A 14,982-nucleotide genomic window follows, 5' to 3' on the forward strand; every position below is an offset into this window, starting at 1 on the left:
CTGATTAATTAGAAGAATCTTGGGCTTAAGTACTGACTTGCTGCTTTGCGCCCAAATGTCAGTCCAAGCGTAATCTCATGTGATCCGTTCTGCAGACCGCTCATTCGATTGATCATCATGTCATAGGAATAGCCTATACGCAGTTTTTCTGTTGCATAGAACTGTGCGATTCCTGTTATTGCATTTGTAGCACTCAGTTTATCTATTGACTTATCCTGATATGTCCGGTTAAAGATCTTCGCTCTGGTACGATACCCTGCTCCTATCCAGAATTTGCTATTGAATACAAACATGGCATTTACATCTAATGAAGTCGGTCCTTTAAAATCTTCCTTCACCAGAATACTAGGTCTCAGGTGAACACCTCTGTCTAATTCAAACAAAGCTCCCGCAATGAAGTATCCACTTACAGTACGGTACAGGTTCTCAGATGTGGTACTGTTAAAACGATAGTCTGATCCGGAATTAGTGCCGTTGAAAAGATCCTGTACAGAGACACCTGCATACCATCTCGGATTATAGTAATATACACCTAAACGAATGTCCGGAGCCCAGTCGGATATTTTTCCGCGCGGGATCACCTGATCATTATAATCATTCGGATCCAGCTTATTTCCATCCAGACTGTACTGTGTCACACCTCCTGCTATACCCAGACTCAGCCGTTGTGTATCTTCATCATCCAATTGCAATCTGAAAGCATAATTTGCATAGATAGCCGTGGCGGATTGTGCCCCCAATTTATCTGAAGTTACATTCAACCCCACACCATGCCGTTTGGATTGTGCATCCAACACTCCATCTATAGAAACAGTTCCTGTCTTCGGAGCTCCTTCCCAGCCTGTCCACTGACTGCGCAGTCCTACCTGAGCAAACCACTCTTCCTTGTACCCTGCATAGGCAGGATTGACACTCATCGAGTTAAATATATATTGCGTGAACTGTATGCTCTGCTGGGCACTGACTTTTGTCAGTCCCAACAGGCTTATTATAGTAATCACTGCATATTTTCCGTATTTCATTTTGTATTGCTGTATAATGAATGATTCGATTAATTACGTTTGATCAGTACCCAACCTTTATGGAGTTGTTTTGTACTTCCTTTGTGTGTCTCAATGATGTAATAGTAAGTTCCTTCATTAAGGCCTTCTCCTACCCAATTGTTGTCGTATCGGCTATTTCTGTAGACTTCATTACCCCATCTGTTGATAATAGTCATCTCGACACGATCAAATCGTTCTATTCCTTCAATCTCAAATTTATCATTCTGACCATCTCCGTTTGGCGTAAATACATTCGGAATATGCAATGGTAACGGTGATACAGTTACACTGTACTGTCCGCTTGCATCCACGACATTTCCTTTTCCGTCTTTCGCTTTCACAAAGGCTGTATTTTCAATCTCAGCCAAATCAAAATCTGGTTGTATAACGACATATTCCGTAGTAAATACTTCTTTCTGACCCGGTGTCAGCTGAGTAATTGTTTTAGACAGTTTGGTCAACGGATCGGTTACTTCAATATCATACAGAATTTTATTTCCGGTATTTTCTACAGTGATGGTATACACAATCTTATCACCTCTTTCTTTGACCTCTTTACGATCCCCTGTTTTGACAACAGTAAGACCTGCCAGATTATCTACCGGTGTTTCTATTTTCACCTCAGGCTGATAAGGTTTTCCATCCGGATCCTGTGCATTTACTTTAGCCGAATTGACAAGAACACCGTTTTCTATTTCATTCTGGGTTATCTTATGGGTCAGACTGAAACTTCTGCTCGCTCCTACTGCAAGTACAGGTATTTTCTCTGTCCAGGCAGGGAACATCACATCTGTCAATACTAGATTATTAAATTCTACTCCTCCGGTATTTTTGACTGTAATGGTGTACGTAATTTCTTCACCAGCTGCTTTAACTCTTGATCTGTCTGCAACTTTCAGAATCTCAAGCTTAGGCTCTACTACTGTAATTCTGACTACTGTATTACTACAGTTTGTCGGATTCAATACTTCACAGATTGTGTACGGATATTCATAGTTACCTGCCGGTGTTTCCGGTGATACTGTAATCGTTCCGTCAGGATTCATTGTGATTCCTTTGTTTGGTGATGTACCCGGTGTCAGTTTTACTTCAGCTGGTACTACCGGCTTACCGTTTAACTGATCGTTATCCAATACACTAGGAATTGTTTTTCCATTTTTACCATTTACAGGGACAGGTGTATCGGTGTTAGCTTTGATAGGTGCTGCTTCTATTACTACCGTTACTTTTGCATCACTGCAATTAGTTGGATTCAATACTTCACAGATTGTGTACGGATATTCGTAGCTTCCTGCAGGTGTTTCCGGGCTTATCGTGATCGTTCCGTCAGGATTCATTGTGATTCCTTTGATTGGCGATGTTCCCGGTGTTAGTTTTACTTCTGCCGGTACAACAGGTTTGCCGTTCAACTGATCGTTATCTAACACACTTGTTGTACTGCCACCATCTTTTCCGTTGATAGCCGGTGGCGTATCGTTATTGGCTTTGATTGGCGCTGCTTCTACAACTACCGTTACTTTTGCATCACTGCAATTAGTTGGATTCAATACTTCACAGATTGTGTATGGATATTCGTAGCTTCCTGCAGGTGTTTCCGGTGATACTGTGATCGTTCCGTCAGGATTCATTGTGATTCCTTTGTTCGGTGATGTTCCCGGTGTTAGTTTAACTTCTGCCGGTACAACAGGTTTGCCGTTCAGCTGATCGTTATCTAACACGCTTGTTGTACTGCCACCATCTTTTCCGTTGATAGCCGGTGGCGTATCGTTATTGGCTTTGATTGGCGCTGCTTCTACAACTACCGTTGCTTTAGCATCACTGCAATTAGTTGGATTCAATACTTCACAGATTGTGTACGGATATTCGTAGCTTCCTGCAGGTATTTCCGGTGATACTGTGATCGTTCCGTCAGGATTCATTGTGATTCCTTTGTTCGGTGATGTTCCCGGTGTTAGTTTTACTTCTGCCGGTACAACAGGTTTGCCGTTCAGCTGATCGTTATCTAACACACTTGTTGTACTGCCACCATCTTTTCCGTTGATAGCCGGTGGCGTATCGTTATTGGCTTTGATTGGCGCTGCTTCTACAACTACCGTTGCTTTAGCATCGCTGCAGTTTGCTGGGTTCAGCACTTCACAGATAGTGTACGGATATTCGTAGCTTCCTGCAGGTGTTTCCGGTGATACTGTGATCGTTCCATCAGGATTCATTGTGATTCCTTTGTTCGGTGATGTTCCCGGAGTCAGTTTTACTTCTGCCGGTACAACAGGTTTGCCGTTCAGCTGATCATTATCTAACACACTTGTTGTACTGCCACCATCTTTTCCGTTGATAGCCGGTGGCGTATCGTTATTGGCTTTGATTGGCGCTGCTTCTACAACTACCGTTACTTTTGCATCACTGCAGTTTGCAGGGTTCAGTACTTCACAGATGCTGTATGGATATTCGTAGCTTCCTGCAGGTGTTTCCGGTGATACTGTGATCGTTCCGTCAGGATTCATTGTGATTCCTTTGTTCGGTGATGTTCCCGGTGTTAGTTTTACTTCTGCCGGTACAACAGGTTTGCCGTTCAGCTGATCGTTATCTAACACACTTGTTGTACTGCCACCATCTTTTCCGTTGATAGCCGGTGGCGTATCGTTATTGGCTTTGATTGGCGCTGCTTCTACAACTACCGTTGCTTTAGCATCGCTGCAGTTTGCTGGGTTCAGCACTTCACAGATAGTGTACGGATATTCGTAGCTTCCTGCAGGTGTTTCCGGGGATACTGTGATCGTTCCGTCAGGATTCATTATGATTCCTTTGTTCGGTGATGTTCCCGGTGTTAGTTTTACTTCTGCCGGTACAACAGGTTTGCCGTTCAGCTGATCGTTATCTAACACACTTGTTGTACTGCCACCATCTTTTCCGTTGATAGCCGGTGGCGTATCGTTATTGGCTTTGATCTCTTTCCATGGAAGAGGTGTAACTGTACATGTTTTACAATTCGGGTCAACAGGATCTTTCGGTTGTGTCGGATTACCGCTCTTCGATTCTCCTGTTACAGGATTATTCTTAGGATCATTTCCAACAGCTACCGCTATATTTGATACATAACCCTGCAACATATCTGCTGCTGTTATAGTATGATAAGCTTTAAATGTTTCAGATTGTCCTACCTTTAATTCGGCAATTGTACCAATGTTTTTAATGTCTGCATTAGCATCGGTAACGTTTACATTCTTTAATGTGACATTACCTGTATTTGTGACCACTATATCATATTCTATTTTCTCACCTGCATATCTGAATTGTTGAGAAAGATTAGCGGTTTTCATTACAGTAATTTCACCTTTTCTGTCAAGAGGTGTAATGGTACAGGTTAAACAGCCCGGATCAACTCCCGGATCCGTATTTATCGGATTCGGATCTTTTGAAGTAACAGATACATGATCTCCGTCCGGATCTTTTCCTGCGGCTGTTGCCAGATTATAAACACCACCTCTATCGATATCTTCTTGTTTTATGATATATTCTGCATAGAATGTTGTTTCATCCGAACTTCCCGGAGCCAGATCAACAGGTCCTCCTGTTACGGTTACTTTAGGATCGCTGATTGTGATTCCTTTAACGGTAACGTTACCGTTGTTAATAACTTCAAACCGGTACTTAATCACATCTCCCACATTGGTAGACCCATTATTATCCGTATCTACGTAAGTACCTGTTTTGTGTAATACCAATGAAGGTTGTTTTGGTAAAACTGTTACAGTTGGTATGTTATTATCAACTGCCGTACCCGAAATATCTGTTACATCTCTGCCTGTAGGATCTGCTCCTTTAGCTAAAGCTGTATTGGTTATACTTCCGGCGTCTACATCGGCCTGTGTAAGTGTGTATGTACCTGTTACTGTTCCCGTTTCTCCAGGATTTAACAGTGACGGTACAACAGGTAAATTGACAATATTTAATTTAGAGTCATTGATTACAATATTATTTACAACTGTTCCTCCATTATTGAAAACCTTAAAGGTGTATGTAACTGTCTCTCCCTTCTGAACAATCTGATCTCCGTTTTCATCATTTAAAACTGACTCTTTCACCAATGCAAGAGAAGGAACTTTTACTTCTACTTCTGGAGTGACCGGAACAGTAGGATCAATTGGATCTGTTACGATCGCTGTATTCTTAATAGCTGTTGTTCCTGCTGTAAGGTTGGCTTTGACGGTAGCTCTGAAGCTTAGGGTCAATGTACCATTGGCAGGGACGGTCAGGTTTGTCCAGTTGATCGTGTTACCTGTCAACTGACCATTGTTGGATATAGCTGTAGGTGTATTTAGCTCGGCTGCTAGCGCATCACTTACGGTAACGCCACTCTTCGCAGTACCATAACTGTTGGTCAGTACGATGCGGTATTCCAGTTCATCGCCGGATTTTACACTGGCCGGATTGCCTACGATACTTTTCACGGAAGTGATCTTTCCTTCTGTCGGCACTTCTACTTCTGGAGTGACCGGAACTGTAGGATCAATTGGATCTGTTACTATCGCTGTATTCTTAATAGAAACTGTACCTGCTGCAAGGTTGGCTTTGACCGTAGCCTTGAAGCTTAGGGTCAATGTACCATTGGCAGGGACTGTCAGGTTTGTCCAGTTAATCGTGTTATTTGTCAACTGACCATTGTTGGATATAGCTGTAGGTGTATTTAGCTCGGCTGCTAGCGCATCACTGACGGTCACGCCACTCTTCGCAGTACCATAACTGTTGGTCAGTACGATGCGGTATTCCAGTTCATCGCCGGATTTTACACTGGCCGGATTGCCTACGATGCTTTTCACGGAAGTGATCTTTCCTTCTGTAGGTACTTCTACTTCTGGAGTGACCGGAACTGTAGGATCAATTGGATCTGTTACGATTGCTGTATTCTTAATAGCTGTTGTTCCTGCTGTAAGGTTGGCTTTGACCGTAGCCTTGAAGCTTAGGGTCAATGTGCCATTGGCAGGAACGGTCAGGTTTGTCCAGTTGATTGTGTTACCTGTCAACTGACCATTGTTGGATATAGCTGTAGGTGTATTCAGCTCGGCTGCTAGCGCATCACTTACGGTCACGCCAGTCTTCGCAGTACCATAGCTGTTGGTCAGTACGATGCGGTATTCCAGTTCATCACCTGATTTTACACTGGTCGGATTGCCTACGATGCTTTTCACGGAAGTGATCTTCCCTTCTGTCGGCACTTCTACTTCTGGAGTGACCGGAACTGTAGGATCAATTGGATCTGTTACGATCGCTGTATTCTTGATAGCTATTGTTCCTGTTGCAAGGTTGGCTTTGACCGTAGCCTTGAAGCTTAGGGTCAATGTGCCATTGGCAGGAACGGTCAGGTTTGTCCAGTTGATTGTGTTACCTGTCAACTGACCATTGTTGGATATAGCTGTAGGTGTATTCAGCTCCGCTGCAAGCGCATCACTTACGGTCACGCCAGTTTTGGCTTTACCGTAACTGTTAGTCAGTACGATGCGGTATTCCAGTTCATCACCTGATTTTACACTGGCCGGATTGCCGACGATGCTTTTCACGGAAGTGATCTTCCCTTCTGTAGGTACTTCTACTTCTGGAGTGACCGGAACTGTAGGATCGATAGGATCTGTTACGATCGCTGTATTCTTAATAGAAACTGTACCTGCTGCAAGGTTGGCTTTGACCGTAGCCTTGAAGCTTAGGGTCAATGTACCATTGGCTGGAACAGTCAGGTTTGTCCAGTTGATGGTATTGCCACTCAGCACTCCGCTGTTGGATATAGCTGTAGGTGTATTCAGCTCGGCTGCTAGCGCATCACTTACGGTCACACCAGTCTTCGCAGTACCATAGCTGTTGGTCAGTACGATGCGGTATTCCAGTTCATCGCCGGATTTTACACTGGCCGGATTGCCGACGATGCTTTTCACGGAAGTGATCTTCCCTTCTGTAGGTACTTCTACTTCTGGAGTGACCGGAACGGTAGGATCGATAGGATCTGTTACGATCGCTGTATTCTTAATAGAAACTGTACCTGCTGCAAGGTTGGCTTTGACCGTAGCCTTGAAGCTTAGGGTCAATGTGCCATTGGCAGGAACGGTCAGGTTTGTCCAGTTGATTGTGTTACCTGTCAACTGACCATTGTTGGATATAGCTGTAGGTGTATTCAGCTCCGCTGCTAGCGCATCACTGACGGTCACGCCAGTTTTGGCTGTACCGTAACTGTTAGTCAGTACGATGCGGTATTCCAGTTCATCACCTGATTTTACACTGGCCGGATTACCGACGATACTTTTCACGGAAGTGATCTTCCCTTCTGTAGGTACTTCTACTTCTGGAGTGACCGGAACGGTAGGATCAATTGGATCTGTTACGATCGCTGTATTCTTAATAGCTGTTGTTCCTGTTGCAAGGTTGGCTTTGACCGTAGCCTTGAAGCTTAAAGTTAATGTGCCATTGGCTGGAACGGTCAGGTTTGTCCAGTTGATGGTATTGCCACTCAGCACTCCGCTGTTGGATATAGCTGTAGGTGTATTCAGCTCGGCTGCTAGCGCATCACTGACGGTCACACCAGTTTTGGCTGTACCGTAACTGTTAGTCAGTACGATGCGGTATTCCAGTTCATCACCTGATTTTACACTGGTCGGATTACCGACGATGCTTTTTACGGAAGTGATCTTCCCTTCTGTAGGTACTTCTACTTCTGGAGTGACCGGAACTGTAGGATCAATTGGATCTGTTACGATTGCTGTATTCTTAATAGCTGTTGTTCCTGTTGCAAGGTTGGCTTTGACGGTAGCTTTGAAGCTTAAAGTTAATGTGCCATTGGCAGGGACGGTCAGGTTTGTCCAGTTGATTGTGTTACCTGTCAACTGACCATTGTTGGATATAGCTGTAGGTGTATTTAGCTCGGCTGCTAGCGCATCACTTACGGTAACGCCACTCTTCGCAGTACCATAACTGTTGGTCAGTACGATGCGGTATTCCAGTTCATCGCCGGATTTTACACTGGCCGGATTGCCTACGATGCTTTTCACGGAAGTGATCTTCCCTTCTGTAGGTACTTCTACTTCTGGAGTGACCGGAACAGTAGGGTCAATTGGATCTGTTACTATCGCTGTATTCTTAATAGCTGTTGTTCCTGCTGTAAGGTTGGCATCAACAATAACATTAAAGCTTAATGTCAATTCTGAATTACCTGCTACGGTAAGATTAGACCAGGTAATTGTTCTGTTCGTTGGATTATATGTCCCGCCATTGGTAATCGCTGAAATCTGCGATAATCCGGCAGGTATAACGTCAGATACCTGCACCGGAGTTTTTGCAACCGTATTACTGTTTTTGATTTTGATCTGGTAGGTAATAGCTTGTCCGGGTTTTAAGGTTGCAGGATTACCCACGATAGATTTTGTCGCAGTCAACAAATCAATCAACGTTACTGTTGTATTATTTTTTATATTATTACATCCTGCTCCGGCTACTCCATTACCACATTCAAAATACGGATCTGTGGGAGGAGTATTGATATCCGGGTTTGTGGCGTCCGGATCTGTCACGTCATTAGGGCGCATGATCGTTGCGTCTACTGTTATAGGACCAAAAGGTGCAGTACTGGTCGGTTTTACCTTAATTTCGTAGGTGATAGAACAGCCATTCGGCATATTAAGTGCCGAATTAAATTTATTTGATGTTATGGATGGACTTATTTCCCCACCTCCTGCGCATACAGTTTTTGGTGTTGCACTTGTAATCTCGTAGCCTGTAGGTGCATTAAATGAAAAAGGAGCACCCTCTACATCACTTGGTCCGTCATTTTTTACAATTACAGTGTATACGATTTCATCACCAACTTTGACTACTCCGTTGGAAGTGCTTACACTTTCAATCTTGAGATCGGCTACCTTAACCGATATTTGTGTTTGTAATGTTTCTACCGGGCCTAAAATAAATGTCCATGTGTCCATCGCCTTAACATCTCCAAATGTTCCGCTAGTAGCGGTTGTATTAGCGCCCCACTTATGTCCATTTGCGTTAGTGCCAGAACTCGGAGTACCATTCGGTAGTACAAAATGACTTGCATTTTTTGGTGATGAGTTTGTTCCTGAACTGGTATTTGGTATATCTGTATCATCCCAATACACAATATTTGACTCTACGGATGACAGATTATCATTAAGCAATTCCAGAATAATACCATTCGGATTGATCTCCATATCTAAGTATGGGAAATGTACTTCTGCCCCCTGAAGCTGAACACTGATTTTAGCAGGTACATTACCTTGTGGTAATGGATTTCCTGCACCATCTTTTCCATCCCAAAGAATATTATTGATACCAGCCAATGCTATGCCTGTTAACGTTCGGGCAGGAAAATTCACTCCACCGTTAGATTCAATTACAATTTTATATTGTCCGGTATTTCCAGTTTCAAAGGAAATTTTACCCCCCTTATTACTAACCTGTCCATTTGTTCCGTCTACACCGATCACTTTCAATTGTTCGACTTTAGGGACAATTCTGTTATTTTTTAACCAGGTAGTATTTCCGGGTACAGCTCCATTGGCCGAACTTGGCAAATCGTTTGCAGGAAGGGTGTAGAATATCTTGTGTGTAACTTCGGATCCGGCATCTGCCGTACGAGGATCATGTACTCTGCCCGAGAGGTTAGATAAATCCATACTCTTGTAAAGCGGGGTATTATCTGTGGTAGATTTGAAGAATCCTTTATTATTTACAAAGAACGTAAAAGAGATACCGTTATTTCCATTATTATCCACATTGTAGACATATCCGTCTTTTGTTAATATCTTGAATTTACCATAGAACCCACCAATATTCGAAAAACCGGAAGTTATTGTATAAATGTCCATATTAAGGACATTCATATATACCCGTCCTTTAATCCAGCCTGTTTTGGCGACATTGGCTACAGAGACATCCCAGGCGGGAATATATACAGAATTTGTTGCCTGCGTCCAGTTGCCATTTCCTGAAATATTGTCCCGGCCACCACTACCTGTACCATTGCCATGAGGAAGGAATTCGACCTTATAAATACCCTCCTGTACTACGGTATGATAAATTGCAGTATAAGCATTAGCAGGAGACGTCTGTCCCGGCAATCTCGGACCTTCAAGTTCGGCAGTTCGATTGGCGATATTTCCTGCGTTATTACCTATAGTCAGTGACAATTCGGTTCCGCTGGGATTATACAATTTGATTTGCGTGTTAGTTCCACTTTGAGCACTTGATGCTAATGCTATCGTTTCACCTACTTTTGCGTAGACATAATGTGTACCATTTGTGGGAAATGGATAAGCACTCGCATTTACAGTCATACTGGAACGCAAAGAAGCTCTTCCCCCACTTACTCCGCTCGGATATAAATCTCTGGAACCATCCGCATATGTATTCAATCCCAGGCAAAGGGATATAAATAGCAGTACGATGTAAACAATACAATTTTTGTTAAAATTTTGCATATTCGGTTAACAATTATTTGACTTTTCATTATCTTTCCAAAGCGGCATACTCATCAGGGCAATGATATGGAAGTGGAATCTTCCTCATACAAACTGAGAAGTTATAAGCTCCTTCGTAATACGCTTTACTTTGGCGGCACAAATATTAATATCCTGACCAAGACCAATGGTCTCATTATATGAAACTGTTGTACAAGACAATAAATTGAGACAAACGGACTTTAAAAAAAATATTATAAACATCTATAAATAAGATTGTTAACGATTTTTCATAAAAACTCAAAATCAGGGGACACTTGTCTGTCTGTTTTTAAGAAATGAACAGTAGTGTATGTAGAATTTTCAAAAAAAGAATGTTTTTAAACAGATTTCTGAAAGGGAAATGTGATTTACAACATCGAAACGGACAACAGTAAATTCTTTAACATTTACACAGAAGTATTACTACTCCATCGTAACTGTTACTGCAAGACGTAAAAAGGATTTTAGTAATTAGGTATTGAAAGCAGGAGAACAGGAAATTCCTTGCTTTTTTAACGAATATATTTCATGAAAGAAACCACCTGTAAAACATTTATATGTTAGAGATAGGCAGGGATCAGATGTTATTTTGATTCTTCCCGTAAGCGAGAGATCAGAACAGAGGGAGAGATTCCTGTTACCACTTTAAATACTGCGGAAAATTTACTGTGTGAAGAAAAACCTGCCAGATCAGCGATATGCGAAAGTTTGCAATGTCTTAATTTTGGTTCTTCCTGCAGTCTTTGAATGATATGACGTACTCTGTATTCGTTGATATAATGAGAAAAGTCTTTTCCTCTGTAGGTATTGATGATGTATGAAAGATAATTGGTATTGGTATTGAGTCGGGTTGCTACCGCTGAAAGGGATATTTCTTTATTAACAAAATATGACTGCTCCTCCAGTTGTATGAGCTCAGTTAGTATACGCTCTTCTGTTTCTTTGGTAATTCTGAGGTCTCTGCTTTCTGCTTTTGCAGGCTGTACGGCCCCGGACCGGTTACCTCTTAGTCCAAACTGCTGTACATCACGGAGAATATGATTATATCTCATATTTTGCATCTTTCTGTTCCATATGTAAAATATTACACTTACGGAGGTCACAATAAACAGAAAAACAGACAGCAGGATCAGGTATTTTTTATTCCGGGATTCAGTGTGTTGTGTGCTGTAAAATTCTTTGATCAGCTGATTAGAGATCTTTAATGTCAGATCGTTTTTTTTCCTGATTTCTTCCATATAGCGTTCGCTATACTCCACTGCTTTGGCCTGATCATTTGTAACTTTATAGTAGGTCGCAAAACTTTCATATACAAGACTTTTCATCTCAGCTCTCTCCGATGAAGCTATGTAAGCTTCCGCCTGTTTAAAATAAGAATAGGCTTTAGCATATTGCTTCAGTCTCATTTCCACCTCTCCCATTGCTCTGAAGATATAAGGGCGAAGATTGCTTTCCTGCTCCCCCAACTTCTGCAAGGAAGAATTGAGATATTCTCTGGCTTTTTGCAGATCATTGATTTCCAGGTAACAGATTCCCAATAACTGATCATTTGTAGCATGCACTATTATTGCTCTCGGACTGGAGGGGATTTGTTTCAGATGCTGCATCCCGTTTTCCAGTTCCTTTATTGCTTCTTTGTATTTTTTATTCTCCAGATAATAGAAAGCTCTCTCCTGATAAATATTGGCTGAGGTAAGATCATACCCTTCTTTTCCTTTGAGTCTTTTATTTGCCTTTTCTGCTTCTGCGAGGTGTTTACGTCCTTCTTCTACTAAGCCTACATTACGAAAAGTGGTAGCTATAAATCCCGAAGTGCGTACCGTCCATTCCAGATAATCGAAATCTTTTGCTATTTGTTGCGCACGAATGGCATTAACCAAGGCTGCTGTAAAATCTCCCGTACTATGTTTGATATTGGCCAGAAGCATCAGTGACTTGATCTGTTCTTCACCTTTATGAGCTATGGACAGCAGCGAATCAGCAAGAAAATTTGCTTTCCTTACATCCGAAGCGATCATTGCACCGTAAACTTTATTGTACACACTATCGAAAGCAGCATTTTGCTGAGCCCGAAGAGGTATTGCTATGTACAATACGATAAGGAACAGTAAGGCAAATCTTATTCTTTTCACGGTAAATAGTTATATAGTATTGGCGTTGACATCATAGCATTATCAGAAAGCGTTCTTTAAACAAGTTGATTTTTGAGTTGTCTTTCTCTAAACATTAAAGGTGTACAGGATTGTCGGTCTCTGAAACATCTGTAAAAGGATGCTTTTGATCTGAATCCGCAATGCGCAGCAAGTTGCTCCATAGGAAGGTTAAAATCCTGATCTGCAAGCATACCACAGGCATAATTTACTCTCAGCTGATTGATATATGTAATAAAACTCTGTCCGTAATGTTGTTCAAATATCAGCAGTAACTGTTCTTTGGGAATTTTGAGATTTTTGGACAGTTTCAACATATTAAATCTCATATCCAGATACCTTTCCGGCACCAGATATTCATCTATACGCTGAATCCACAATTTTCTATCTTCTTCATCAGGATACTTGTCCTGCGTCTTACCATGGCGGATATGATCTGCTGTATCGGATTGTCTTTTTTGTTGCATCAACAGGTAAAAGTAGTGGAGATAAGCTGCTGATACACCAATAAACATAGCAAAGAACAGCAACAGACCGGATAATGAGGATACTGCATCCTGCTTATAGACAATATAGTTGTATGCCACCGACATCATAAAGAAAGCCAGTATAAACAGCAATATTACACTGATATAATCCAGATATCCGTTACTGTCTATAGGTGTTTCGGTTTTTCTTCCCAGGCTAAAAATAATAGGAAGTGCGTATACAAACCAAATACAAGCAGTACTGGTATACAAAACACTATAATAGATATATCCGTAATCATTACGAAAGGATGCAGAAGATACAAAAATAAAATAAAACGGAAGCATCAGCATCAGGGGTAAAAGATGCCAGATATCCTGTTTAGACCATCTTGTTCTTTCTGTCGCTTTAAACCTGAGATAACCACATGGGCCAAATATCCATAATAAGGGAGAAGCTTTATCTATATACGAAAGTGAAGGATACATATAACTGCATACCACCGTAAACAAAGTGTAAAAGATAAATATCACCAAAATACTTTGCGTGACCTGATCAATAAATGCTGTACTCTTTGTAAACAGTATAAAGCCCAGTGTCACACTGGCCATCAACAGAATAGCTGTAAAAAGTATTGTAGCGATCATTGCTTATTTAGGGATAAGTGTTCTCTGAATTCTGACGGGGTAATCCCCATATAATGTTTAAAGTATTTGTTAAAAGTGGTTTTAGAATTAAACCCGCACTGAAAAGCCAATGATTCTATTTTGAGTATGTACCCTCCTTCTCTGAACAGCTTGACAGCATGTGCGATACGGTATTCGGCTATCCATTCATAAAAATTTTTTCCCAGGTAATTGTTCAGCAATACAGATAGCTGTTGCCTGCTTATTCCGATTTCATCCGCAAGCCGGTCTGCAGAAAGTCCGGTATCCAGATATAACTGCTGCTCTTCTACGGATCGGACGAGGTCTTGTCGGTACAATTCCCAATGTGCTTCATCCATCTGGATCTCTTCCAAAAATGGAAGTTGTACTATTGATAGTTTCCGGCCTGCGGCATTTGTCTGTTCAAAAGAAGAACTCAGGCGGCGGATCAGAAAATCAAAACTCAATAGAGCGGAAAGAACCGACAGCAGGCAGATAATAATCATAGGATCAATATCATAATCAAACTGCAGTCTGTGATGCAGAACAAGTGTCAGGAACCCGAATTCAATGGCACAGAAAATAAAAAAAAGCTTAATAAATAAGGAAACCTTTATATTTTCTGTATGTGATGTCCACTTTTTCATATTCAGCAGTATCATTAAGGTATAACCGATACTGGAACTGCATACTATAAGAGCATTAATCAAGGAATAGGAATAAAACAGAATAGGTGAAGTATCAATCGAATAAATCCATACAGTACATAGTATAAAAGGGATAAGATGGATCAGCATCTGTCTGATCTGCATATATTTCTTATAAAATGTCTGTTGTATCAGATACAGAATAGGGCCATATAACAGCGAAAATGGAATACCTATATTTAAAAATAATGCTGCAAGATGTAATAGCGTTAATAAGCCGATCAGTAAAGTCAGAGCATTAAATATACGATCGGGTAAAATTCTATCAATTTGCATTACTTTATTTAAACATTGAAATAAGATGTAAACTGCTTGATAATATCTTAAGAAAGCTATTAAAAAGGAATCAAAAAGAATACTGGAAAAGGTTTAGGTATTCAAATTGAAAAACAAATATATCGACACCGATCTTCTTTAGACAAAATAAATTTCAAATAACTACCTACAATTAAAACATTAAACCCTAATGT

At 41.2% G+C, this 14,982-nt stretch carries 5 protein-coding genes; all 5 read right to left on the reverse strand.

The annotated features are described in order from the left end of the window. Positions 1-8: 8 nt before the first annotated feature. The 5 genes from I6J03_RS01745 to I6J03_RS01765 all read right to left on the reverse strand — a co-directional run bounded on the left by I6J03_RS01745 (position 9) and on the right by I6J03_RS01765 (position 14,788). The gene (locus I6J03_RS01745; protein ID WP_003007813.1) at positions 9-1,022 is read right to left on the reverse strand and encodes a PorP/SprF family type IX secretion system membrane protein; all 1,014 of its coding nucleotides are present in this window, start codon (positions 1,020-1,022) and stop codon (positions 9-11) included. A 29-nt stretch (positions 1,023-1,051) separates the two neighbouring features. Beyond that, positions 1,052-10,519, reverse strand: coding sequence for a DUF7507 domain-containing protein (locus tag I6J03_RS01750; protein ID WP_201694104.1), 9,468 nt, complete (start codon positions 10,517-10,519; stop codon positions 1,052-1,054). A 605-nt stretch (positions 10,520-11,124) separates the two neighbouring features. Next, a complete protein-coding gene (locus I6J03_RS01755) occupies positions 11,125-12,672 on the reverse strand; it encodes a helix-turn-helix domain-containing protein (protein ID WP_201694105.1) in 1,548 nt (515 codons plus the stop codon). A 56-nt stretch (positions 12,673-12,728) separates the two neighbouring features. Next, on the reverse strand, positions 12,729-13,805 hold the full coding sequence (locus I6J03_RS01760) for a helix-turn-helix domain-containing protein (protein ID WP_201694106.1): 1,077 nt from the start codon (positions 13,803-13,805) through the stop codon (positions 12,729-12,731). Next, positions 13,802-14,788 carry a helix-turn-helix domain-containing protein gene (locus I6J03_RS01765; protein WP_003010943.1) on the reverse strand — a complete coding sequence of 329 codons (987 nt, stop codon included), beginning with the start codon at positions 14,786-14,788 and terminating at the stop codon, positions 13,802-13,804. Before I6J03_RS01765 ends, I6J03_RS01760 begins: the two co-directional genes overlap by 4 nt. Positions 14,789-14,982 lie beyond the last annotated feature (194 nt).

Source organism: Sphingobacterium spiritivorum (genome assembly GCF_016724845.1).
In the GTDB taxonomy this organism is placed as follows: domain Bacteria; phylum Bacteroidota; class Bacteroidia; order Sphingobacteriales; family Sphingobacteriaceae; genus Sphingobacterium; species Sphingobacterium spiritivorum_A.

Bases quoted from the DNA above. Each gene is read 5' to 3' on its own strand.
- I6J03_RS01745 (WP_003007813.1), bottom strand. From the start codon at position 1,022: ATGAAATACGGAAAATATGCAGTGATTACTATAATAAGCCTGTTGGGA.
- I6J03_RS01760 (WP_201694106.1), bottom strand. From the start codon at position 13,805: ATGATCGCTACAATACTTTTTACAGCTATTCTGTTGATGGCCAGTGTG.
- I6J03_RS01750 (WP_201694104.1), bottom strand. From the start codon at position 10,519: ATGCAAAATTTTAACAAAAATTGTATTGTTTACATCGTACTGCTATTT.
- I6J03_RS01765 (WP_003010943.1), bottom strand. From the start codon at position 14,788: ATGCAAATTGATAGAATTTTACCCGATCGTATATTTAATGCTCTGACT.